This is a genomic window from Streptomyces sp. NPDC001502 (assembly GCF_042894785.1).
Lineage (GTDB): Bacteria > Actinomycetota > Actinomycetes > Streptomycetales > Streptomycetaceae > Streptomyces > Streptomyces kutzneri.
This window is the reverse complement of record NZ_JBIAVW010000004.1, coordinates 276,165-299,390: the sequence shown is the minus strand read 5'-3', so window position 1 is coordinate 299,390 and position 23,226 is coordinate 276,165. Positions and strand designations below refer to the sequence as shown.

Sequence of the window (23,226 nt, the reverse complement as noted above, 5' to 3'; positions counted from 1 at the left end):
CAGCAGGGGGGTGGCGGGAATCGTCGCGCCGGTCACGGCAGGGCCTTGCGGGCCGTCGCGAAGCGCGGGCGGTTGTTGAGGTCCGGGTGGTCGGCCGCGTCGGCCCAGCCCCGCTCCTCGGCGAAGATCCACGGAACCTGGCCGCCCTGGGTGTCGGCGTGCTCGATGACGACGATGCCGCCGGGTCGCAGCAGCCGGTGGGCGGTCCGCTCGATACCGCGGATGGTGTCGAGGCCGTCCTCGCCGGAGAAGAGCGCCATCTCCGGATCGTGGTCGCGGGCCTCGGGGGCGACGTACTCCCACTCGGTGAGCGGGATGTACGGCGGGTTGGAGATGACCAGGTCGACCTGGCCGTCGAGCTCGGGCAGCGCGCTCAGGGCGTCGCCCTGGTGGACGGTGACCCGGGAGCCCTCGGCGTTCTTACGGGTCCACCGCAGGGCGTCCTCGGACAGCTCGACCGCGTGCACGCGCGAGCGCGGCACCTCCTGGGCCATGGCCAGCGCGATGGCGCCGGAGCCGGTGCACAGGTCCACGATCAGCGGCTCGACGACGTCCATGGCGCGCACGGCGTGTATGGCCCAGTCCACGACCGACTCGGTCTCGGGCCGGGGCACGAAGACCCCGGGCCCGACCTGGAGCTCCAGGTACCGGAAGAAGGCGCGGCCGGTGATGTGCTGGAGCGGCTCGCGCGCCTCGCGGCGGGCGACGGCCTCCCAGTAGCGGGCGTCGAAGTCCGCGTCCTTGACGTGGTGCAGTTCCCCCCGTTTGACGCTGTGCACGAAGGCGGCGAGCTCCTCCGCGTCAAAGCGCGGTGAGGGCACGCCGGCGGCGGCCAGCCGCTGGGTGGCCTGGGCCACCTCGGCAAGCAGCAAGTTCACGCTGGTCCTCCGGGCTGCTGTCGTACGGGGGGTGGTGCGGGGGTCGGGTCAGTGCGCGGCCGCGAGCTTGGCCGCGGAGTCCGTGTCGACACAGGCCTGGATGACCGAGTCGAGGTCACCGTCGAGCACCTGGTCCAAGTTGTACGCCTTGAAACCGGTCCGGTGGTCCGAGATCCGGTTTTCCGGGTAGTTGTACGTACGGATCTTCTCGGAACGGTCCACGGAGCGCACCTGGCTGCGGCGCACGTCCGAGGCCTCCTGCTCGGCGGCCTCCTGGGCCGCGGCCAGCAGCCGCGAGCGCAGGATGCGCATGGCCTGCTCCTTGTTCTGGAGCTGGCTCTTCTCGTTCTGGCAGGAGGCGACCACACCGGTCGGGATGTGCGTGATGCGCACGGCCGAGTCGGTGGTGTTGACGGACTGGCCGCCGGGGCCGGACGAGCGGTACACGTCGATGCGGAGGTCGTTCATGTTGATCTCGACCTCGACCTCCTCGGCCTCCGGGGTGACGAGCACGCCGGCGGCGGAGGTGTGGATGCGGCCCTGGGACTCGGTGGCCGGAACGCGCTGGACGCGGTGCACGCCGCCCTCGTACTTCAGGCGGGCCCACACGCCCTGGCCGGGCTCGGTGGCGCCGTTGCCGCCCTTGGTGCGGACGGAGACCTGGACGTCCTTGTAGCCGCCGAGCTCGGACTCGGTGGCGTCGATGATCTCGGTCTTCCAGCCCACGCGCTCGGCGTAGCGCAGGTACATGCGCAGCAGGTCGCCGGCGAACAGCGCCGACTCGTCGCCGCCCGCGCCCGCCTTGACCTCAAGGAGGACGTCCTTGTCGTCGCTGGGGTCGCGCGGAACGAGCAGCAGGCGGAGCTTCTCGGTGAGCTCTTCGCGCTGTGCGGTCAGTTCCTTGGCCTCGGCGGCGAAGTCGGGGTCGTCGGCCGCGAACTCCTTGGCCGTCTCGATGTCCTCGGCGGACTGCTTCCAGGCACGGAAGGTCGCGACGATCGGGGTCAGTTCCGCGTAGCGCTTGTTCAGCTTGCGCGCGTTGGCCTGATCCGAGTGGACCGAAGGGTCGGCGAGCTTCTTCTCAAGATCGGCGTGTTCGCCGACCAATTCCTCGACCGCTTCGAACATCGGGGGACTCCTGGGGTGAAAAGTGCGAAGGACTGCAGGGGGACGTGCCGGAACGACGACAAAGGCGCCGGTCCGGCCGCCCCCGAGTGGACAGGGGGCGGCCGGAGACCGGCGCCTGGGTCGCGCTACTTCTTGGCCGCACCCTTGCCGAAGCGCGCCTCGAAGCGGGCCACGCGGCCACCGGTGTCGAGGATCTTCTGCTTGCCCGTGTAGAACGGGTGGCACTCGGAGCAGACCTCGGCACGGATGGTGCCCTCGGTCAGGGTGCTACGGGTGGTGAACGACGCGCCGCAGGTGCAGCTGACCGCGGTCTCGACGTACTCGGGGTGAACATCGCGCTTCAAGGTGTCTCCTAGATTCGGGAGGGCGCCGGGTCGCAGGAGCCGAATTGCGTACTGCGTGAACCGGGGCCGACAGACCAGTCTGCCAGGACCGGGCCGCCTGTCAAAATTCTGAGGACGCCTCCCTCAACGGCATGGGGTCGCCGTCTATTCCGCACCGGCCCGCGGACCCTGCCGGGAGGGGCCCTACTGGACGATCGACCCGGCGGCGCTCTTGTCCCCGGAGGAGTTCACGGTGGCCTCGGCCGGGATCGGCCGGTCCGCCAGCAGGGCGTCCCAGACCATCTTCGTCTCCTTGGTGAGCGGGGCCACGCGGTTCGGGTCGCGGGGGTCCGTGGTCACCGGCAGCGTGATCATCTGCATGTCCTGGGCGTCGATGCCCTGGAGCCCCTGGGCGAAGCCCATGAGGGACTTCACATCACCGAGCGCCTTGTCGGTGGTGATCGCCTTGGTCGCGGAGTCGGCGATGCCGAGCAGCTTCTTGGGGTTGTCGAAGACCCCGATGCCCTTCACCTGCTTGATGAGCGCCTTGATGAAGGCCTGCTGGAGCTGTATTCGGCCCAGGTCGCTGCCGTCGCCGACGCTCTTGCGGGTGCGTACGAGGCCGAGGGCCTGCTCCCCGTCGAGCCGGTTGGTGCCGGCCGCGAGGTCGAGGTGGCTGGACCCGTCCTTGATCGGCTTCGTGGTGGTCACCTCGACGCCGCCGAGGTTGTCGATGATCTTCTTGAAGCCGGTGAAGTCGACCTCTATGTAGTGATCCATACGGATCCCCGACATCTTCTCGACGGTCTTGACCGCGCAGGCGGCCCCGCCGGTGGTGAACGCCTCGTTGAACTGGGTGCGCTGGCCACCGGGGTCGGTCTTCCCGCCCGCCGTCGCGCAGGAGGGCCGGGAGATCATGGTGTCGCGGGGTATCGACACGACGCTGGCCTTCTCGTGGCCCTCGTACAGGTGGATGATCATCGCCGTGTCGGAGCGGGCGGAGCCGCCGTCGTCCTGGCCGTACTCGCCGTTGGCGCCGCCCCGGGAGTCCGAGCCGAGGACGAGGATGTCCATCGAGCCGTTGTCGACGTTCTGCGGGCGGTCGGTGCCGAGGGCCTGGTCGATGTCGACGGTCTTCAGATTGCCGTTGAACTTGAAGTAGAAGTAGCCGAGGCCCGCTCCCCCCAGCAGGACCACCGCCGCGGCGCTCCAGGCGGCGACGGCGACGGCCCTGCGGCGCTTCGCCGGTTTGCGGCGGGCGCGCCGGGCCGCGGCACGTCCGCCGTGGTCCTTGCTCTCCTCGGTCATGCTCTCCTCAGTCCTGTGTCCGGTCCCCTGGTCGTTCGGCCCGCCGTCCACCCGCGGTTCCTCTGACACAGACGGGCGTACGCCGCGCAGGGTTCCATTCCGGCCCGAACCGCCCTACCGGGGCCCAGCCGCCCTGCCAGGGCCCAGCCGCCCCGCTGGAGCGCCCGTACCCCGTAAAGCCGCCCGTACGCGCGACAGCCCCCGCCGCGGGTGCGGCGGGGGCTGTCGCGTGATGCGCGTGCCGGACGTCAGTCGTCGTTCTTGCCCGACGGGGTCGTCTTCGCGATCTGCATCAGGAACTCGGCGTTCGACTTCGTCTGCTTCATCTTGTCGAGCAGCAGCTCGATCGCCTGCTGCGAGTCGAGCGCGTGCAGCACCCGGCGCAGCTTCCAGACGATGGCGAGCTCCTCCGCGTTGAGGAGGATCTCCTCCTTGCGGGTGCCCGACGGGTCGACGTCGACGGCCGGGAAGATGCGCTTGTCGGCGAGCTTCCGGTCGAGCTTGAGCTCCATGTTGCCGGTGCCCTTGAACTCCTCGAAGATCACCTCGTCCATGCGCGAGCCGGTGTCGACGAGCGCGGTGGCCAGGATGGTCAGCGAGCCGCCGTCCTCGATGTTGCGCGCGGCACCGAAGAAGCGCTTCGGCGGGTACAGCGCGGTCGAGTCGACACCACCGGACAGGATGCGGCCGGAGGCGGGCGCCGAGAGGTTGTACGCACGGCCCAGACGGGTGATGGAGTCCAGCAGGACGACCACGTCGTGACCCAGCTCGACGAGACGCTTGGCGCGCTCGATGGCCAGCTCGGCGACGGTGGTGTGGTCCTCGGCCGGGCGGTCGAAGGTCGAGGAGATGACCTCGCCCTTGACCGACCGCTGCATGTCGGTGACCTCTTCCGGACGCTCGTCGACCAGGACGACCATCAGGTGGCACTCGGGGTTGTTGACGGTGATCGCGTTGGCGATCGCCTGCATGATCATGGTCTTGCCGGTCTTCGGCGGGGCCACGATCAGACCGCGCTGGCCCTTGCCGATCGGCGACACGAGGTCGATGATGCGGGTGGTCAGCACGCCCGGGTCGGTCTCCAGACGGAGCCGGTCCTGCGGGTAGAGCGGGGTCAGCTTCTGGAACTCCGGGCGGCCACGGCCGGATTCGGGCGCCATGCCGTTCACCGAGTCCAGACGCACGAGGGCGTTGAACTTCTCGCGGCGCTCGCCGTCCTTGGGCTGACGGACCGCACCGGTGGTGTGGTCACCCTTGCGCAGACCGGCCTTGCGGACCTGGGCGAGGGACACGTACACGTCGTTGGGACCGGGCAGGTAGCCCGAAGTCCGGATGAACGCGTAGTTGTCGAGGATGTCGAGGATGCCCGCGACGGGGATCAGCACATCGTCGTCGGCGACCTGCGGCTCGCTCGGCGCGAACTCGTCGCGGCCACGCCGGCCACGACGGTCGCGGTAGCGGCCGCGCCGGCCACGACGGCCGTCCTCACCGTCGAAGTCGTCCTGGGGGCCGTTGTCCTGGCGGTCCTGACGGCCCTGCTGACCCTGGCTCTGGCTCTGGCCCTGGCCGCGGCCGCCCTGCTGCTGACGGTCGGCGCGCTCCTGACGGCCGCCGCCCTGTCCGCCCTGGCCACCCTGCGCGCCCTGGCCCTGACCCTGGCCGCCCTGGCCCTGGTCGTCGGCCTTGGCGCCGCGGTCACGGCGGTCGCGCTGACGGTCGGTGCGCTCGGCACGGTCACCGCGGTCACGGCGGTCGCGACGGCCACGGCCTTCGCCGTCCTGACCCTGCGCCTGGCCGGCGGAGACCGCGGTGGCGGCTTCGGCCTTGGCCTCGGACGGGGCGGTGGCGGCGGGCGCGGTCTCGGTCTTCTGCTCGACCTGTACGGCGACGGGGGCCGAGGCCTCCGGGCTGCCGGAGGGGGCCGTGGCCCGACGCCGGCGGCGCTCGCCGACCGGGGCGTCGTCTCCCCCGCTCTCGGCTGCGCTCGCGCGGGAGGGGCCCCCTGCCGGCTGGCCCGGGATCTCGATCTGCGCCTGCGCGGCGGGCTTCTCGGCGGGCGCCTCGGCGGCGGCCTCACCCGTGCGGGCCTTGCTGGTGGCGCGGCGCTTCGGCTTGGCCTCGGCGGTGTCTGCGGCAGTGGAGGCGGCGGCCTTGGGGGCACCGCTGCCCGCCTGCGCCTCCTTGATGACCTCGATCAGCTGGCTCTTGCGCATCCGCGCGGTGCCCCTGATCCCGAGGCCCGACGCGACCTGCTGCAGCTCGGCCAGGACCATGCCGTCAAGGCCGGTGCCGGTGCGTCGACGCTTGGGTGCGGCGCCCGCGGCGGGGGCACTGGTGTCGACAGAGGTGTCGGCAGCGCCCATCAGATCGGTGGTGTCGCTCACGAAGGGTCCTTCCCTGGAGCGGACGTCGGCCTGTCTGGCTCGGCGACCGGTTGTGCTGTCCGACAGCAGTCCTAGGTGTGGACCGTGCCGGGGCGGTGGTCCGCCGGTAGAAATACGGCGGAAGAAACGTGCATGGCTGGTTCCGGCGAGAAGCCCCCGAGCTGAAAGCGTGGGAATGTCACGCCGATTCCGGAGCGTGCTCGAAACTGCTGGAAGTGATCAAAGCAGTCGGGGAGGCTCCCGGAAGAAATGTGGTCCCGGATGGGGACACTGAGCACCGAGCCATGACGGCTTCCGATGCGCACTTGAGACTAACACTACCGGATCCAATAGATATTCCCCCTCTCAATCACCGGCAATCGCGCCCTTCCGTGCGGGCGGCCTGCCCTGGCCGCCCGCCCCTGACCGGCTGTGCACTCCGGGAAAGCGGGTCTAGCCGCCCTGGGTGCCCAGCGGAAGTACGCTCGCGCCCGCGGCGTCGAGTGCGAGCCGGTTGGCCGCCCACCCGTCGCCCGCGAGCTGCGCGACCTTGTCGGCCGCGCCGTTGTCGACCAGCGCGAGGACCGTGGGGCCCGCGCCGGAGATGACCGCGGGGATCCCGTCCGCCCGCAGCCTGTTGACGAGTGCCACGCTCTCGGGCATCGCCGGGGACCGGTACTCCTGGTGGAGCCGGTCTTCGGTGGCCGGCAGGAGCAGCTCGGGGCGCCTGGTCAGGGCTTCCACGAGCAGGCCCGCGCGGCCCGCGTTGGCAGCCGCGTCCACATGCGGGACGGAACGCGGCAGCAGGCCGCGCGCCGTCTCCGTGAGGACCGGCTTGGAGGGTACGAAGACCACCGGAACGATGGATTCGGCGGGCTCCATCCGGATCGCCTTGGCGCTGCCGCCGTCCATCCAGGCGAGGGTGAATCCGCCGAGCAGACAGGCGGCGACGTTGTCGGGGTGGCCCTCGATCTCGGTGGCGAGCTCCAGCAGCGCCGCGTCGTCGAGCTTGGCCTCGCCGCCTATGGTCACGGCGCGGGCGGCGACGATGCCGGCGCAGATGGCGGCGGAGGAGGAGCCGAGGCCGCGGCCGTGCGGGATGCGGTTGGCGCAGACGACCTCCAGGCCGCGCGGCTGGCCGCCCAGCAGGTCGAAGGCGGTGCGCATGGAGCGTACGAGCAGGTGGCTCTCGTCCCGCGGGAGGGTGTCGGCGCCCTCGCCCGCGATGTCGATGTTCAGGCCGGAGTCGGCCACCCGGACGACTACGTCGTCGTAGAGCCCCAGGGCCAGGCCCAGGGCGTCGAAGCCCGGGCCGAGGTTGGCACTGCTGGCGGGGACGCGCACCCGTACGGCGGCGGCGCGGAACGCTGGACCGGCCATCGTCCGATGACACTCCTTGTGACTGTGCGAGATCTTCGCTCTTCGCTGGCTCGCTGCGAATGTACTGGAGAACGTACGACACCCGAAGGCCCTCGGGGCAGCACCGCAGTCATATGCGCGGTGGCGGATGTAGGTACAGCGTATCGAAGGAAGGTTCTCTCGCGACATAGGGCGCACGGGAGGCGCACGATGCGTGTCGCGGACTTCGACCGAATTCGACCGACTTCAGCCGCATTTTTGTTGTCGTACGGGGTGAGTTGCCGGGTTCCGAAGGGTCTCGGGAAGGCCTCTGCGGGCCCTCACGCGCCCTCCGGAACCCGGCTCACACGGTGCTGCGGTACTGCGGTACTGCTGCGGCACCGGGGTGGTGCCGCGGTGTCGCGGTGCCGCCTTTGCGGTGCTGCGGTCAGACCAGGCCGAGGCGCACGGCGGCGGCTTCGGCGTCCACCGGAACGGTGACCGGCTGCGGAGCGCCGGCGATCGCCCAGTCGGGGTCCTTCAGGCCGTTGCCCGTGACGGTGCACACGATCTTCTGACCGGGGTCGACCAGGCCCAGCTCGGCGGCCTTGAGCAGACCGGCCACGGAGGCGGCCGAGGCGGGCTCGACGAAGACGCCCTCCTGCGCGGCCAACAGGCGGTAGGCGGCGAGGATCTGGCGGTCCGTCACCTCGTCAATGAAGCCGCCCGACTCGTCACGCGCGGCCAGCGCGTAGTCCCAGGAGGCCGGGTTGCCGATCCGGATCGCGGTGGCGATGGTGTGCGGCTCCTTGACGATCTCGCCGCGCACGATGGGCGCCGAACCGGAGGCCTGGAAACCCCACACACGGGGCGTACGGGTGGACAGGCCGTCGGCCTTGTACTCCTTGAAGCCCTTCCAGTACGCGGTGATGTTGCCCGCGTTGCCGACCGGCAGCACGTGGATGTCGGGTGCGTCACCCAGCGCGTCGACGATCTCGAACGCGGCCGTCTTCTGGCCCTCGATGCGCACCGGGTTGACCGAATTGACCAGCGCGACCGGGTAGTTGTCGGAGAGCGCGCGGGCCAGGTTCAGGCAGTCGTCGAAGTTGCCGTCCACCTGCAGGATCTTGGCTCCGTGCACCAGGGCCTGGCCCATCTTGCCGAGCGCGATCTTGCCGCGGGGCACGAGCACCGCGCAGACCATCCCGGCGCGCACCGCGTACGCGGCGGCGGAGGCGGAAGTGTTGCCGGTGGAGGCGCAGATGACCGCCTTCGCACCCTCTTCCTTGGCCTTGGTGATCGCCATGGTCATGCCGCGGTCCTTGAAGGACCCCGTGGGGTTCGCCCCCTCGACCTTCAGGTGCACTTCGCAGCCGGTGCGCTCGGAGAGCACCTGGGCGGGGACGAGGGGAGTACCACCCTCGCGGAGCGTCACCACGGGAGTCGTGTCCGTCACCGGCAGGCGGTCCCGGTACTCCTCGATGATGCCGCGCCACTGGTGGGTGCGATTGCTGCTCATGGGTCCTTACTCCCCTTCAACACGCATGATGCTGGCGACACCGCGGACGGTGTCCAGCTTCCGCAGCGCCTCGACGGTCCCGGAGAGGGCGGCGTCGGGTGCGCGGTGAGTGACGACGACGAGGGAGGCCTCGCCGTCCTTGCCCTGCTGGCGGACGGTGTCGATCGAGACACCGTGCTCCGCGAAGGTGGTCGCCACCTGGGCGAGGACGCCCGGCTTGTCCGCCACATCGAGGCTGATGTGGTAGCGGGTGACGACATCCCCCATGGGGCTGACCGGCAGCTGGGTGTACGCCGACTCGCCGGGCCCCGTTGCCTCGGCGAGCTTGTTGCGGGCGACGGCGACGAGGTCGCCGAGGACCGCGGACGCGGTGGGCGCGCCGCCCGCGCCGGGCCCGTAGAACATGAGCCGCCCGGCGGCCTCCGCCTCGACGAAGACCGCGTTGTACGCCTCGCGGACGGAGGCGAGCGGGTGGGTGAGCGGGATCATCGCCGGGTGGACGCGGGCGGTGACGGACTCGCCGTCGGCGGCGCGCTCCAGGATGGCGAGGAGCTTGATGGTGCAGCCCATCCGCTTGGCGGAGGCGAAGTCGGCCGCGCTGACCTCGGTCATGCCCTCGCGGTACACGTCGTCCAGGCGGACGCGGGTGTGGAAGGCGATGCCGGCCAGGATCGCGGCCTTGGCGGCGGCGTCGTAGCCCTCGACGTCGGCGGTCGGGTCGGCCTCGGCGTACCCGAGGGCCGTGGCCTCGTCGAGCGCCTCCTGGTAACCGGCGCCGGTGGAGTCCATCTTGTCGAGGATGAAGTTCGTCGTGCCGTTGACGATGCCCATCACGCGGTTGATCTTGTCGCCCGCGAGCGACTCGCGCATCGGGCGGACCAGCGGGATGGCGCCGGCGACGGCGGCCTCGTAGTAGAGGTCGAGACCGTGCTGCTCCGCCGCGGCGTGCAGCGCGGCGCCGTCCTGGGCGAGCAGCGCCTTGTTCGCGGAGACCACGGAGATGCCGTGCTCGAACGCGGTGGTGATGAGGGTGCGCGCGGGCTCGATGCCGCCGATGACCTCGATGGCGATGTCGATGTCACCGCGTTTGAGGAGAGCGGTCGCATCGGTGGTGACCAGCTCGGGGTCGATGCCCTCACGGACCTTGGAGGGGCGGCGCACGGCCACGCCGGCGAGCTCGACGGGCGCGCCGATCCTCTGCGCGAGGTCGTCGGCGTGCGTCGTCATGATGCGAGCCACTTCTGAGCCGACCACTCCACAGCCCAGCAGCGCCACCTTCAGCGGACGCGTACGCATCATTCGACCTACGCCTTTCGATCTTCCATCAGTACCCCGCGGGCGGTTTGCCCGCCGGGTGGAACCAGTCTCACTCAATGGACAGCAGTTTCCATCCTCGGTCCATTGAGTGAGACACCTATTTCATCATCCGAGGTCGAGACGCAGGAGATCTTCCTCCGTCTCTCGGCGGACGATCACTCGGGCCTGTCCGTCACGCACGGCGACGACGGGCGGGCGCAGAGCGTGGTTGTAGTTGCTGGCCATGGAGCGGCAGTACGCGCCGGTGGCCGGGACGGCCAGGAGGTCACCGGGCGCGAGGTCGGCGGGCAGGAACGCGTCCTTCACGACGATGTCGCCGCTCTCGCAGTGCTTGCCGACGACGCGGACGAGCATGGGCTCGGCGTCGGAGGTGCGGGAGACCAGGGAAATGGAGTACTCGGCGTCGTACAGGGCGGTGCGGATGTTGTCGGACATCCCGCCGTCGACGCTCACGTAGGTCCGCAGGCCTTCCAGCGGCTTGATCGTCCCCACCTCGTACAGCGTGAAGGCGGTCGGGCCGACGATGGCGCGGCCGGGCTCGACCGAGATCCGGGGGGCGCGCAGTCCGGCGCTCTCGCACTCCCGGGCCACGATCTCGTGCAGGGCCTTGGCGATCTCGTGGGGCTCGCGCGGGTCGTCGTTCGAGGTGTACGCGATACCGAGGCCACCGCCGAGGTCGATCTCGGGCAGCTCCACCCCGTGCTCGTCCCGTACGGCGGCCAGCAGCCGCACGACGCGCTTGGCGGAGACCTCGAAGCCGGCCATGTCGAAGATCTGCGAACCGATGTGGGAGTGGACGCCGAGCAGCTCCAGCGAGTCGTGCCCGAGCGCCCGGCGCACGGCCTCGGCGGCGGAACCGTCGGCCACCGCGATGCCGAACTTCTGGTCCTCGTGCGCGGTGGCGATGAACTCGTGGGTGTGCGCCTCGACGCCGACCGTCACGCGGATCTGGACGGGCTGGCGTACACCCAGCTCACGGGCGATGTGCGCGACGCGGGCGATCTCCTGGAAGGAGTCGAGCACGATGCGCCCGACCCCGGCCTCGACGGCCCGGCGGATCTCGCCCTCGGACTTGTTGTTGCCGTGGAAGGCGATCCGCGAGGCGGGCATCCCGGCGGCGAGCGCGGTGGTCAGCTCCCCACCGGAACACACGTCGACGTTCAGCCCCTCCTCCTTCAGCCACTTCACGACGGCCTTGGAGAGGAACGCCTTGCCGGCGTAGAACACGTCGGCGTCGGGACCGAAGGCGTGTGCCCAGGCCCGGCACCGGGACCGGAAGTCCTCCTCGTCGAGGAAGTAGGCCGGGGTCCCGAACTCCTCGGCGAGCTTGGTGACTTCGATCCCGCCCACGGCGACGACCCCGTCAGCCGTACGCTCGACGGTCCGGGCCCAGACCTTCTCGTCGAGCGCGTTCAGGTCGGCGGGCGGCGGGGAGTAGTGCCCCTCGGGCAGGACGTCGGCGTGGCGGGGCCCGGCGGGGTGCGCGGAACGGCTCATCGGTATCTCTCTTCGCGGGTCACAAGCGTGTCGGTGCGTCTATGCCGAGCAGGGCCAGGCCGCCGGCCAGCACCGTCCCGGCGGCTTCGGCAAGAGCCAGCCGGGCACGGTGGGCGGCCGAGGGTTTCTCGTCGCCCTTGGGCAGGACGCGGTACTGGAAGTCGAGCAGCGCGTCGGCCAGCTCGACGAGGTGGCGGGCGAGCCGCTCGGGCGCACGGTGGTGCGCGGCGGCTTCGAGGACGAGGGGGTGGTCGGCGAGGACGCGCAGCAGGGCGGGAGCGTCGACGTCGTCACCGGCTTCGGGGCGGAACCCGAGCTGCTGGGCATTGCGTACGAGCGCGTGGGCGCGGGCATGGGCGTACCGCACCCGGAAGAGCTCGTTCCCCTCCCCTTGTACGAGCAGCGCGTCGCAAAACTCGGGGGTCTCGCGGGCGGGGGTGGTCAGCACGGCCCAGGCAACGGCGTCGGCCCCGTACCGCGCGAGCACGTCCCCGTCACGGCGGGCGACCGGCGCGACGGCGAGCTCCGGCCCGGGCCGGACGCCCTGCAGGGCCTCGATCCGTGCGACGGCGGCCCGTACGAGGCGCTCGCGCAGCTCCCGGGACGGCGCGTCCGGGACCTCGATCACCGCTACGGGGCGCACGTCACGCACCAGCCGGGCGGCGGAAACGGTACTCAGCGAGAAGTTCAGGAACCCGGCCCCGGTGACCTCGACACCCTCGATCCCGGCCACGCCGCCCAACCGGCGAGCGAGCACCTCGGCGACCTCGGCCGGCCGCGCTCCGGCACCCTTCGCGATCTGGAAGGCGACGGGAGTGGCGTACTCCCCCACCCCGCCGGGCCGGGTCCGCTCGACCACCACGCGCGCAGGCACCGCCCCGCCCAGCTCACCGTCCTCGACGGCGCGGCGCACGGCGCTCACGACGCAACGGGAGAGGTCGGCGGGGGTCACGGGACCCAGCCTAGGGGAGACGCACCGTCATCAGTCGAAGGGTTTCGCCATGTGAACAGCGCACTGGACAGGCGGCACCGGCGAGGACGGCGCTCTACTGGAGGGGACCGCCCCTCCCCCTCCCGGCGGGCGCCCCTTTCCTGCCGTCGCTCCGGTCCTTGCACTCGATCAGCCGGCGCACGACGCGTACCAGCTCGGTGGGCTCGAACGGCTTCGCGAGGAAGGCGTCCACCCCGGCCGCGATCCCGGCCTCGACCTCATGCTGCGTACAGGCGCTGACGATGGCGACGGGCACATCCCTGGTCCGCGGATCGGCCCGCAACTGCGCGGCCGCCCCGAACCCGTCCAGCCGCGGCATGACCACATCAAGGGTGATCACGTCAGGACACACCCGATGCACGACGTCCAGACACTCGGCACCATCGTTCGCGGTCACGACCTCGAAGCCCTCCAGCTCGAGATTGACCTTGATCAGCTGCCGGATGACCTTGTTGTCGTCGACAACAAGCACCCGGCCCGAGACGCCTGGCACAACTCGAGAGTAGGTCCGCCCGGGCCCCCGCGTCCGGGTTTTCGCCACTTCCACCCCCTGCGGGCGAACCACTCCCTCCTCCCCCGCAAACCGGTTCCTGATCACCCCACGGAAGCTGGTAGTGTTCAACCCGTCGCAGCAACACCAGTGACGCGCCCCCGTAGCTCAGGGGATAGAGCAACGGCCTCCGGAGCCGTGTGCGCAGGTTCGAATCCTGCCGGGGGCACTTCGCAGGGAGTGCCCAAAGACCCCGCCATCAGCGCCTTCGCTGAGACGGGGTCTTCGCGTATGCGCAGCCAACTGCCGTGCTGTGCAGCCGCACGACAGCACCTGCGGCCTACGCGCGGCCCAGAACGCCACCGCAACCGCGCGGGTCAGCCCCCGCCGGTGAAGAAGAGCATGAAGATCCATGAGCTGTCGGCGGCGCCGTTAGGGTCCTCGGCATGACCAGCGATGTGCCGACCTGCCCGGGGTGCAGCCAAGCGATGGAGTTCGGCGGATTCGTGCTCTGTCAGCGGGAGGACGACGGCAAACGGGTCTGCCGGGGTGTGGGGAAGTGCCCGACTCCGCAGGGCTGAATACTATTTCCGGATAGGCCCGAAGAACCATTCCATCCGGAATGAGTGCAGAACCGAGCGGCACCCGTGGGCGCGCTTCCTCCTGGGGGAAATGGAATGGGCCGACGACCCGAGCCGCACCAGTCATCTGCGGACCTTCATAAGGAACGATACAAACGGTGTCGTTTCCGATGCCCAAGTCTGACGAATCACAGGATCCCACGGCGAGGAACCGGGCCTGGCCAGGGAAATTCCTGTCTGCGGTAAAGAACTACACGGTCGCCAAAGAACTGCACGGTCGCCGGATTCGCTGGCGGGCATATCGGTGCTCCGAGCGTGGGACGGGCGCCGCCCGTAGAGGGCCTGCGCTACGCCTCGCGCCTGCGCACGCCGCGCCTGTGAGGCGCCGGCCGCGGATCGCCTCCCTGGTGCTCGACGCAAGCGGCGGGAACAGAGTCAGTCCAGGAATCCTGAAAGCTGCTGGCCCACGTGGAAGTCGTCCATGTGGATCCGGCAACTCCTCGTGTCGGCCACAGCGTTGATCGCATCGCAATAGGCACGCATCTCCAGCGTTCCGGTGCTCGGGAGGCCCGTCACGCCGAGCCAGTGTGTCTTTCCGTTGGTGGAGCCGGAGGTCACGCGTTTGTCGTAGTGCCTCAAACGCAGTCGATCCGTGGGCGGACGACTCATCGGCGAGGTCACGACCCACTGGCCGCCGTCCCAGATCGACCACTCACCAGTGGGGTTGATGGTCGGATGCGGGGCTATCTTCACCCCCTCCGTCAGGACCTCGATGTAGAGCGAGACCTGCTCGAAGTACACGCTCATGTAGCTCTCGGGCGCGAGGATGTCGATGTACATCTCCACCGGAACGTCGGGAGAGTTGGCGAGCGGTCTGAGACCTGTGGTTCCGACGAACAGAATCTCGGACCTGCAGTCGGGCGGCTCTTTCGTGTACTTGGCCATGGACGGGTCCCTTCAGCAGCCCGAGCTGTCACCTGTGGCTCGGGATCCTCCGCAGGGCAATGCGCGGCCTGCGAGGCACGAAGTACGCGGCCCGGCTTCGGTATGTTCACGAAGTTCCAGCTCACCGCGCTTTTTCCATTCAAGCACCGGCCTGACCCGACTGCCAGTCAGTGCTCCGGCCGCAGATCGTGGTCTACGAGGCCGACGCGCGGCCTGTCGGCGGTGCCGGCCAGTGCCCGGGCGGGTCCAACCGGTCCCCCACGGCGACGGTCCCGTCGTCGTCCGGGGTGTCGTCGGGGAGCACCCGCAGAGAGCGGCTGCGTCTTGTCCTTCTCGGCGGAGCCCGGAACTCGCCCAAAGGTGAGGGAGCTTGGCCCGGGGGTGCCATGCACGTTCGGTTTCGGCCCGTGAGAGAAAATGGGCCTCCGATCGGTCAAGGGAGTGTCGGGATGACCTATGTGCTGCAAGCCGTGATCGCCGGAGATGAGCTGCTACGGGTTGCTTTGCGGGACCTGCCTGCGGCCCGGGTGGCGCCTCTCGGCCAGGGCCTGTCGCTGGCCCCGATGACCGGCAAACTGTTTGCTGCCGTCGCGGACGGAACCGACGTGGATCATTTGGGGTTCTGGCGGCTGCCGGGAGGCTTCGACCGGCTCCTTGCCGAATGGTCGACCGCTGGGCCGCTGGCCTACGTGGAAGCCGAGTACTTCGGTGGTGTGGGCGAGCAGCACGCTGCGGTCTGGGCCGGCGGTGCCATCACGCTGGGACCGCTTCACGTGCAGGAGGGCCAGCCGACACCCCCTGCGGGCAGCCCGATCTCCCAGGCCTTGCGGCGGCTGGGCGTGCTGACGAGCGCCACAGAAGACGAGTTCTCAGCCGCGGGCCTGGGCCGGCATCGCCACAGTGAGGGCTGGATCGCCTGAGCAACGGCTTCCAGAGTCCCGCCAACGGGCAAGTTCCCGGCTCCGCCCGGCTCGCCGGAGGCGTAGGAGGCCATGGTCTCTTGCCCCGTGGCGGCTCCTCCTCAAAGCCGCTCCGCCGGCCTATTCCTGGATCGGCAGGTCGGGATGGGTGAACACGAAGATCATGTACGCGACTGCCGCAGCCGTCCCTACGGACGAGAGCGCCAGGGCGGTCAGCGGCTGATCGCGACTCGTGCCGTGACGCGAGGCGGCGCGATAGCCGAGGGAACCCAGGACAAGACCTGCAAGGCCGAGGGGCAGGGCCAGCATCCAGACGAGCATCCAGAACGGGCAGCAGAACCAGAAGGCAACGGAAGCGCCGCCGAAGGCGACGGCCAGACCCGACCGCCTCGATTTGTCACCCGGCGCGCCATCGACGTGTGTCATGCGCTGATCAAAGCAGCATGGTGGCGAAGGCGAGCAGCCGGGGCTGTGTCGGATCCCTCGGCCAGTCGGGCGGCTTGGGGATCGGCGCGTCGCTGCCGGCCCGGAGGCAGATGCGGGTGGCGCCGGGCCGGAACTCGTGTGCGTGGACATCCGTACAGAGTCTGACGGCCTGGCCTCTGGCGGAGCTGAAGGAGCTGCCCGATTTCAGTCCGGGCTGCTGGGGGCAGGAGGCAGGACCGCCGGCCCCCGATCGCCCCCGGATGCATGACACGGGTGTCAATGCGGGGGCGACACCGCGTCCGCGTGGGCCCGGGCGGTTCCGGTGGTCCGTACGAGGGGGGTGGGGCGGGGTCTGTGGGATCTGAGGGGTGGGTAGGTGTGGGGTGCGTGCGTACGTTGGGGGTGAGGCTGCATGGCGCCGCTGGCCAGGTGCCTTGTGGCGGGCTCTGACGATCGAGAAGGGGCGGCGCGGATGCGTGAGCTGGTGGAGACGGCGCGGCGGTGGGTGGCCGAGGGGCGGGCCGGGTATCTGGCCCGGCCCGTGACCGAGCAGGGCTTCGGGCCCCGGGATCCGGCCGGGGCCGTGCTCATCGATACGCGGGGGGAGTGTGTCGGCACGCTCTACCGCGGGGTGTTCGACGCCGAGCTCGCCGCCGAGGTCGCGGCCCTGCCGGCCGGGGTCACGGCGCGGGTGTGCGAGGTGTCCGTACGGGCAGCCGAGGCCGTGGCCGCGAGGCTGACCTGCGGCGGGCAGGCGGAGGTGCTGCTGCAGCCGCTCTCGGCGATCCCGGCCCAGTGGTGGGAGCTGCTCGGCGACGGGGTCGGGGTGGCGTTGGTGACCCGACTGAACGAGGCCGCGGACCGGGCCGCCAGTGAGGTCGTACGGGCCACGGACGCGCCCGGTGACGACGCCGGGCGGCGGGCGGGCGAGCTGCTGGCGACCCGGCGGGCCGGGCGGGACGCGCTGTACGCGGAGTCGGGGCTGGTGCTGGTCGAGGCGTTCCCCTCGGCCCCGTACGTGGTCATCGGGGGCGGCGGTGAGCTCGCCGAGATCATCGAGCGGCAGGCGCTGCTGCTGGGCTGGGAGGCCGTGCTGGTCACCGGCCCGGAGGAGGCCGCCAAGGTGCTGGAGGCGCGCCGGGACGCCGCGTGCCTGGTCATGCTGAGCCACGAGGAGTCGTTCGACGTGCCGACGCTGCGGGTGGCCCTGGCCCAGGAGGTGCCGTACGTCGGCGCGCTGGGCTCCCGCAAGACCACGGCCCGGCGACGGGAGGGGCTGCTCGCGGCCGGGGTCACCGAGGCCCGGTTGGCACGGGTGCACGGACCGATCGGCCTGGACCTCGGCGCCCGCACCCCGGCGGAGACCGCGCTGGCGATCTGCGCCGAGATCCTGGGGGCACTCGGGGAGCGCAAGGCCGCCGGGACCCTGCGGGACGCCGACGGCCCCATCAACTCCTAGCGGACGGAAGGGCTTTCACTTCCCCAGGGCTCGCTTGAGCTGTGTCTTGTTCATCTCCGAGCGGCCGTGGACGTTGCGGCGCCGGGCCTCGGCGTAGAGCTGTTCGTACGTGGGGCCCTGCGCGCCCGAGTGGGAGTGCAGGCCCCCGCGCCGCGACGAGGAGATGTCCTCGACGGATTCCCTGCTCGCGGTCCGGGATTCGCCGGCCCGGGCACGTTCCTTGTTCACCGTCCGGGCGGCGATCTCCTGCGCCTTCTCCTCGGGCTCGCCGCGCCGCTCCAGGCCTTCCTTGATGTGCTCGTACTGCCGTTCGCGCTTCGGGGAAGATCCGCGGGGCATGGCCGGCCTCCTTCTCGTTCGGTGTGTACGCACACCGCGTGTACCCCGGATGGCCCAAGGCATCCAGGGCATAGCGAAGCATTTCGGACCTGAGTACGGGAACATGGTCGCTATGGACACGACTCTGAGCGTGGACGCGACCCTCGCCGACATCGCATGGTTCCTGGTCGTCGGCATCCTCGTCGCCGGCTTCCTGCTGGGCGGCTTCCTGCTGGGCAAGAAGGTACGGGCCAAGGAGCCACCCCCGCCCACCCCCGAGAGTCAGCCGCATCTGCCCGAGGGCGGCGCGGTCTACGAGGTCCGCGAGGAGCGGGACCAGGTGGAGATCCCGGAGGGTGGCCTGCGGCCGCACGAGATGCAGGGCTACGGGAACTTCGGCTCCACCACCTCCAGTCATCCGGACGAGGTCCGGGCGGAGCGGGAGTCCGGCTACAAACTCCCGGAGGGGCCGGGACCGCATCCGCAGCCGGGGGCTCCGCCGGACGCAGGGCGTGGCGCCCACGCCTGACCCGCCCGCTCCGTCACACCCTCTGACCCGCGCCTCCCGCGCGGGTCAGAGGTCCGTCCGCAACCGCAGCACCTCCGGCGGCGGGTGCCGGGTCGAGGCGCAGCGGACCTCGACCGTGAGCGGTGGGTCGAGCGCCCGGAACGGGACCTCCCCGAGCCCGATCGCCGTGACCGTGGCCAGGGACGGCGAGGCCGCCCCGCGGGCGGCCACCTCGGCCGCCACCTCCGCACGCAGCGCCGCGCTCAGCGGGCTCGACACCAGCGGGGTCTCGTCCCCGACCGGCAGGACGAGCACCAGGGCGAGCGGGCGGCGCGGGGTGCCGGTGTAGCCGACCACCGCCGCGTCCCGGACGTCGGTGTGCCGCAGCTTCCGCCAGCCGCGCCGCCCGGCGGGGTAGGCCTGGTCCAGCCGCTTCACGACGAGGCCCTCGATCCCGCTGGCCGGCAGGGTCTCGTACCAGGTGGCGGCCAGTTCCGGATCGGTCGTCATCGGCACCGGCTGCAGTGGCGGCCCGAGCGGCAGCAGCAGGTCGACGAGGAGGGCCCGGCGGCGCTCGTACGGGCGTGCGCGCAGGTCGAGCCCGGCCAGTTCCAGCACGTCGAAGGCGGCGTACGAGGCGGGCAGGCGCTGCGCGAGTACGGCGGCCCGTGCGGCGGTGGCCGCCGCCCGCCGCTGCACCAGCGCGAAGTCCGTGCGCCCGGCGTGCCAGACCACCACCTCGCCGTCGAGGACCGTGTCGGCGGGCAGCAGCAGCGCGGCCGCGGCCAGGTCGGGGAAGGCGCTGGTCACGATCCGGCCGGAGCGCGCCTGGAGCGTCACGTCGGTCGCCGAGCGCAGCACGACGAGCCGGTGGCCGTCGAACTTCGGCTCGTACGCCAGACCCGCCCCGCGCGGCAGGGTGCGTACGGCTGCGGCCAGCGCGACGCGGATCACGGCCGGGTCCCCGGCAGCGGTCGGGCCTGCTCGGGGTCGGTCAGCGGGCCGAAGAGGTCCCCGTCGCGGGCGAGCCTCGGGGCGATGTCGTCGGCGAGGAAGACGAGCCCGGCGGCGGTCCGGCAGGCCTCGACCTCCGCCCAGGACACGGGCGCTGAGACGGTCGGGCGGGCCCGCGCCCGCAGGGTGTAGGGGGCCGCGGTGGTCTTGGCGGCGGCGTTCTGGCTGTGGTCGACGAAGACCTTGCCGGGGCGCAGCGCCTTGGCCATGCGGTGGACGACCAGGTCGGGGAGCTCGCGCTCGGCCTCCTGGGCGAGCTGCTTGGCGTACGCGGACACCCGCTCGGACGGGGTCGGCTCCAGGGGCACGGCCAGGTGCATGCCCTTGGAGCCGGAGGTCTTGGCGTAGGCGTGCAGGCCGTCGGCGGCGAGCCGCTCGCGCAGCCAGAGCGCGGCGGCGCAGCACTCGACGACGGTGGCGGGCGGGCCGGGGTCGAGGTCGAGGACCATCCGGTCTGCGAGGGCGGGGTGGCCGGCGGTCCACTGGGGGGTGTGGAACTCCACGACGAGGTTGGCGGACCACATGAGGGTGGCCATGTCGGCGACGACCACCTGGGCGGCGGAGAGGTCCTCGGAGCGCGGCACGGGGGTGGTCCTCACCCAGTCGGGTGTGCCGGGCGGCGGATTCTTGGTGAAGAAGAGCTGCCCGTCCGGTCCGTCGGGGTAGCGCAGGAAGGACACCGGCCGGTCGTGGATGTGGGCGAGCAGCGGGTCCGCGACGGTGGCGTAGTAGTGCAGCACCTCGCCCTTGGTGAAGCCGGTCTCCGGGTAGAGGACCTTGTCGAGATTGCTGAGCGCGATGCGACGGCCCTCCACCAATGTGATCGGCGTCATACGATGAGACTGCCACGAAACAGGAGGAACCGTGCGATCCATATGGAACGGGGCGATCTCCTTCGGCCTGGTCAGCATCCCGATCAAGCTCGTGAACGCCACCGAGAGCCACTCGATCTCCTTCCGCCAGATCCACGTGAGTGACGGCGGGCGCGTCCGGTACCGCAAGGTGTGCGAGCTGGACGGGGAGGAGGTGCCGAGCGCCGAGATCGGCAAGGGGTACGAGGAGGCCGACGGGTCGATCGTCCCGATCACGGACGCGGACCTGGCGCAGCTGCCGCTGGCGACCGCGAAGACGATCGAGATCATGTCGTTCGTACCGGCGGAGGAGATCGATCCGCTGCAGATGGACGCGGCGTACTACCTCGCGGCGAACGGTGCGACGGCGGCGAAGCCGTACACGCTGCTACGGGAGGCGCTCAAGCGGAGCCGGAAGGTCGCGATCGCCAAGTACGCGCTGCGGGGGCGGGAGCGGCTGGGCATGCTGCGGGTCGTGGACGACGTGATCGCGATGCACGGGCTGTTGTGGCCGGACGAGATCCGGGCACCGGAGGGGGTGGCTCCGGAGGTCACGGTGTCCGTACGGGAAGCCGAACTCGATCTGGCGGACGCGCTGATGGCGACGCTGGGCGAGGTGGAGATGACCTCGCTGCACGACGACTACCGGGAGGCCGTGGAGGCGCTGATCGTGGCGAAGTCGGGTGGGGCGTTCGAGCCGACGGAGACCGTGGTGGAGCCGGCCGGCGGGCAGGTGATCGACCTGATGGCGGCGTTGGAGAAGAGCGTGCGGGCCGCGAAGGCTTCCCGGGGGGAGGCGGATCAGGAGGGCGAGGCGGAGGCCGAGGTCACGCCGATCCGGCGGAAGGCGAGTGCGGGTGCCGGTGCCGGTGCGGCTGCCGGTGCAGCTGCCGGTGCGGCTGCGCCGAAGGCGGTCGGTGGGAAGAAGTCGACGTCGACGGCGGCTTCGGCCAAGAAGGCGGCGGCTTCGGCCGCGACGAAGAAGAAGACGACGACGTCCGGCAAGTCGGCCGCGGGCAAGTCGGCTTCGGGTGCGGCGGCGGCCAAGAGCACGGCCAAGACAGCCAAGACGGCCAAGACCGCAGCGGCGAAGAAAACCGGTGCGGCGGCGAAGAAGGCCGCGACGCCGCGGAAGCGGACCTCCGCCTGAGCGATAACGGTGGCGGTGGCAGGGTGGGGCTGGGCCTGCAGCGCTCTCCCCTACCCGCCCCTTCCCGAAACTGGGGCTCCGCCCCAGACCCCGCGCCTCAAACGCCGGCGAGGCTGGAGTATGCGGCGGTGGGCCGGGGTGCGCGGCCGGGGACAGGGTGGGGCGCCTCAAACGCCGGCAGGGCTGGAGCGTGTGCCGAGCCAGGTGGTGGTGTCGCGGGCGCGGGCGAAGAGGGTGTCCACCTCCGGGGGTTTCAGCGTCGTGGGGGATGCCGCGAGGTTCGGGGTCGCCGTCGGGGGCTGGAGGACGCGGATGTCGCGGACCGTGGGGGCCGTCTCGACCCGCGAGGCGTCGACGAGCGCCAGCGCCGGGGTGACCTTGGCGGCCAGGGCCGCCGTGGCGAAGGCCGCCGCGCGGCGGATCCAGCGGGGGTCCGGGCGGGGTTCGGTGCGGCCCACCGTGAGCAGGAGGTCGCCGATCACAGCGCGCTGGCGGCGGCCCGGGATCGTACGCACGCAGAAGATCCCCGCCGGGCCGATGAGCAGGTGGTCGATGCGGCCCAACCCCGGGAGCGGGACGCAGTGCAGGGTCCGCCAGCCCTCGGGTTCGAGGGCGTCGAAGGCGTCGCCCATCCGCTGCTGCGCGGTCAGGTCCTGGCGCAGCCGGTGCCGGGCTCTGGTGCCCGCCGGGCCGTGTTCCAGTTCGCCCAGCAGGGTCTCCCCCGGGCGGTTCGGGGCCAGGTCCGCGTCCGGCGGTAGCGCGAGTCGCCGCAGGTCGGAGGCCGTGGGGACCGGGGGCGGGCCGATCGAGACCGTCCCGCTCAGGTAGGGGCGGAGCGCCGCCAGGATCGCCTCGCGGTGGTCGTCCGCGAGGACGCTGATCCGGTTGGCCTGCCGGTCGTACCAGGCCACCGCCTGCCCGTCGGGCAGATTGACGTACAGCCGGCCGCGGCCGGGCCGGCCGCTCGGCAATACCTTGAGTCCGCGCATCACCCTCACCCCCGCCGTCCATGGGAGCAGCCGGGGCGCCGCAGGGCAATCCCTCGGATGTGTAACGACTCTGACGGAACCTTGCGACTCCGCTGTTACACGAACGGGGCGCTGCCGCAACGGCCCGGCCCTAGGTTTGACCCACCTGGATGGCCCAGGCCCTGACCGGCACCGAAGGATTTCCCCGTGAGCACCGTCAGCCGCCGCACTCTCGTTCGCGCCGCCGCCGTGACCGCATGTGCCGGAAGTCTGCTGGCGCTGCCCACCGCCGCCGCCCTGGCCGAGGGAGTGCCCGCGGCCTCGTCCGCGCACTCCGCGGCCCCGCGCTCGATCCTCGTCAAGAGCCTCTCGCTCGCGGACGGGGTCTCCACGGCGAAGATCTACCGCACGGCCGACGGCGCCTACCAGGCCGAGATCCTGGCGGCCGACGGCACCAAGGCGGCCACCCTGACCAGTCGTGACGGGGTCACCGCCATCGGCGGCTCCGGGGACCTGCACGCGGCGCTGGACCCCGCCGGGCGGCTGACCTCCTGGGTGGGTGGCGTCCCGGCCCAGGGCGGCGACCACACCGTGGCGGGCGACGGGCACAAGACCGGGACCCGCAACGAGGCCCGCGGCGGGCAGGTCGTTCCGGCCTCCGTTCCCCGGAAGGCGGCCACCGGGGACACCCGTGTCGTGGCCGACGGTTCCGGCGGTGGGCGGCGGCTGCGTACGCTGGCGGACGGTCCGGGCGACGGTGTGCTGCTGCTCGCCGCCGCCGGCGGGATCGCGGCCGTCGGCGCCGCCGGGCTGGGCTTCGCGATGCTGCGCCGAGGGCGCACGGACAGCTGAGACCGCAGGGTAAAACGGATGTACCTCCGCATATGGTTGACGTGGTCGACGTGATCGGCCGTCGGCGTATCGCGGGCAGAAG

At 71.1% G+C, this 23,226-nt stretch carries 22 protein-coding genes and 1 tRNA gene; 6 read left to right on the top strand and 17 right to left on the bottom strand.

Translation table 11 applies throughout. The annotated features are described in order from the left end of the window. Window positions 1-32: 32 nt before the first annotated feature. The 11 genes from prmC to ACFY0D_RS08570 all read right to left on the bottom strand — a co-directional run bounded on the left by prmC (window position 33) and on the right by ACFY0D_RS08570 (window position 13,209). Window positions 33-878 carry a peptide chain release factor N(5)-glutamine methyltransferase gene (gene prmC / locus ACFY0D_RS08620; RefSeq protein ID WP_390797618.1) on the bottom strand — a complete coding sequence of 282 codons (846 nt, stop codon included), beginning with the start codon at window positions 876-878 and terminating at the stop codon, window positions 33-35. Between the two features lie 48 nt (window positions 879-926). After that, the gene (gene prfA, locus ACFY0D_RS08615) at window positions 927-2,006 is read right to left on the bottom strand and encodes a peptide chain release factor 1 (protein ID WP_390797617.1); all 1,080 of its coding nucleotides are present in this window, start codon (window positions 2,004-2,006) and stop codon (window positions 927-929) included. Between the two features lie 125 nt (window positions 2,007-2,131). Next, window positions 2,132-2,350 carry a 50S ribosomal protein L31 gene (gene rpmE, locus ACFY0D_RS08610; RefSeq protein ID WP_030008686.1) on the bottom strand — a complete coding sequence of 73 codons (219 nt, stop codon included), beginning with the start codon at window positions 2,348-2,350 and terminating at the stop codon, window positions 2,132-2,134. A 183-nt stretch (window positions 2,351-2,533) separates the two neighbouring features. Beyond that, complete coding sequence (locus ACFY0D_RS08605; RefSeq protein WP_390797616.1) at window positions 2,534-3,637, bottom strand: LCP family protein; 1,104 nt, start codon at window positions 3,635-3,637, stop codon at window positions 2,534-2,536. Between the two features lie 248 nt (window positions 3,638-3,885). Then, window positions 3,886-6,021 carry a transcription termination factor Rho gene (gene rho / locus ACFY0D_RS08600; RefSeq protein ID WP_390797615.1) on the bottom strand — a complete coding sequence of 712 codons (2,136 nt, stop codon included), beginning with the start codon at window positions 6,019-6,021 and terminating at the stop codon, window positions 3,886-3,888. 432 nt (window positions 6,022-6,453) lie between these two features. Next, on the bottom strand, window positions 6,454-7,380 hold the full coding sequence (gene thrB, locus ACFY0D_RS08595; protein ID WP_351151285.1) for a homoserine kinase: 927 nt from the start codon (window positions 7,378-7,380) through the stop codon (window positions 6,454-6,456). A 406-nt stretch (window positions 7,381-7,786) separates the two neighbouring features. Beyond that, entirely contained in the window at window positions 7,787-8,857 is a 1,071-nt protein-coding gene (gene thrC / locus ACFY0D_RS08590; protein WP_351151287.1) for a threonine synthase, read from the bottom strand. A 6-nt stretch (window positions 8,858-8,863) separates the two neighbouring features. Then, window positions 8,864-10,156, bottom strand: a complete 1,293-nt coding sequence (locus ACFY0D_RS08585) for a homoserine dehydrogenase (RefSeq protein WP_390797614.1) — start codon at window positions 10,154-10,156, stop codon at window positions 8,864-8,866. Between the two features lie 123 nt (window positions 10,157-10,279). Beyond that, a complete protein-coding gene (lysA, locus tag ACFY0D_RS08580) occupies window positions 10,280-11,671 on the bottom strand; it encodes a diaminopimelate decarboxylase (protein WP_301366450.1) in 1,392 nt (463 codons plus the stop codon). Window positions 11,672-11,690: 19 nt separating this feature from the next. Further along, window positions 11,691-12,623, bottom strand: a complete 933-nt coding sequence (nrtL, locus tag ACFY0D_RS08575) for an ArgS-related anticodon-binding protein NrtL (protein WP_390797613.1) — start codon at window positions 12,621-12,623, stop codon at window positions 11,691-11,693. Window positions 12,624-12,717: 94 nt separating this feature from the next. Next, complete coding sequence (locus ACFY0D_RS08570; RefSeq protein ID WP_390797763.1) at window positions 12,718-13,209, bottom strand: response regulator; 492 nt, start codon at window positions 13,207-13,209, stop codon at window positions 12,718-12,720. Window positions 13,210-13,309: 100 nt separating this feature from the next. Between ACFY0D_RS08570 and ACFY0D_RS08565 the strand changes: the two genes are divergently transcribed. Then, a tRNA-Arg gene (locus ACFY0D_RS08565) sits at window positions 13,310-13,381 on the top strand. A gap of 787 nt (window positions 13,382-14,168) precedes the next feature. Here the strand turns inward: ACFY0D_RS08565 and ACFY0D_RS08560 are convergent. Further along, window positions 14,169-14,678, bottom strand: coding sequence for a hypothetical protein (locus ACFY0D_RS08560; protein ID WP_390797612.1), 510 nt, complete (start codon window positions 14,676-14,678; stop codon window positions 14,169-14,171). A 449-nt stretch (window positions 14,679-15,127) separates the two neighbouring features. Here ACFY0D_RS08560 and ACFY0D_RS08555 point away from each other — a divergent pair, with 449 nt between their 5' ends. Further along, entirely contained in the window at window positions 15,128-15,598 is a 471-nt protein-coding gene (locus ACFY0D_RS08555; protein ID WP_390797611.1) for a hypothetical protein, read from the top strand. Window positions 15,599-15,718: 120 nt separating this feature from the next. Here the strand turns inward: ACFY0D_RS08555 and ACFY0D_RS08550 are convergent, their stop codons facing one another. Then, on the bottom strand, window positions 15,719-16,024 hold the full coding sequence (locus tag ACFY0D_RS08550; protein WP_390797610.1) for a hypothetical protein: 306 nt from the start codon (window positions 16,022-16,024) through the stop codon (window positions 15,719-15,721). Between the two features lie 472 nt (window positions 16,025-16,496). Between ACFY0D_RS08550 and ACFY0D_RS08545 the strand changes: the two genes are divergently transcribed. Then, complete coding sequence (locus ACFY0D_RS08545; protein ID WP_390797609.1) at window positions 16,497-17,483, top strand: XdhC family protein; 987 nt, start codon at window positions 16,497-16,499, stop codon at window positions 17,481-17,483. A 15-nt stretch (window positions 17,484-17,498) separates the two neighbouring features. Here ACFY0D_RS08545 and ACFY0D_RS08540 read toward each other — a convergent pair whose 3' ends face one another. Next, on the bottom strand, window positions 17,499-17,822 hold the full coding sequence (locus ACFY0D_RS08540) for a plasmid stabilization protein (RefSeq protein WP_390797608.1): 324 nt from the start codon (window positions 17,820-17,822) through the stop codon (window positions 17,499-17,501). A gap of 112 nt (window positions 17,823-17,934) precedes the next feature. On the opposite strand from ACFY0D_RS08540, the gene ACFY0D_RS08535 reads away from it, so the two are divergent. Then, window positions 17,935-18,330 (top strand): DUF6479 family protein, encoded by a 396-nt coding sequence (locus ACFY0D_RS08535; protein ID WP_373041067.1) that lies wholly within the window; start codon window positions 17,935-17,937, stop codon window positions 18,328-18,330. Window positions 18,331-18,375: 45 nt separating this feature from the next. Here the strand turns inward: ACFY0D_RS08535 and ACFY0D_RS08530 are convergent, their stop codons facing one another. Further along, window positions 18,376-19,260, bottom strand: coding sequence for an ATP-dependent DNA ligase (locus ACFY0D_RS08530; protein ID WP_390797762.1), 885 nt, complete (start codon window positions 19,258-19,260; stop codon window positions 18,376-18,378). After that, a complete protein-coding gene (gene ligD, locus ACFY0D_RS08525; protein WP_390797607.1) occupies window positions 19,260-20,156 on the bottom strand; it encodes a non-homologous end-joining DNA ligase in 897 nt (298 codons plus the stop codon). The genes ACFY0D_RS08530 and ligD overlap by 1 nt, the downstream gene beginning before the upstream one ends. 31 nt (window positions 20,157-20,187) lie before the next feature. On the opposite strand from ligD, the gene ACFY0D_RS08520 reads away from it, so the two are divergent. Then, window positions 20,188-21,324, top strand: a complete 1,137-nt coding sequence (locus ACFY0D_RS08520) for a Ku protein (RefSeq protein ID WP_390797606.1) — start codon at window positions 20,188-20,190, stop codon at window positions 21,322-21,324. A 167-nt stretch (window positions 21,325-21,491) separates the two neighbouring features. On the opposite strand, the gene ACFY0D_RS08515 is transcribed toward ACFY0D_RS08520, so the two are convergent. Beyond that, window positions 21,492-22,313, bottom strand: a complete 822-nt coding sequence (locus ACFY0D_RS08515; protein ID WP_390797605.1) for a nuclease-related domain-containing protein — start codon at window positions 22,311-22,313, stop codon at window positions 21,492-21,494. A 186-nt stretch (window positions 22,314-22,499) separates the two neighbouring features. Here ACFY0D_RS08515 and ACFY0D_RS08510 point away from each other — a divergent pair, with 186 nt between their 5' ends. Then, window positions 22,500-23,144 carry a hypothetical protein gene (locus ACFY0D_RS08510; RefSeq protein WP_390797604.1) on the top strand — a complete coding sequence of 215 codons (645 nt, stop codon included), beginning with the start codon at window positions 22,500-22,502 and terminating at the stop codon, window positions 23,142-23,144. Window positions 23,145-23,226: the final 82 nt, after the last annotated feature.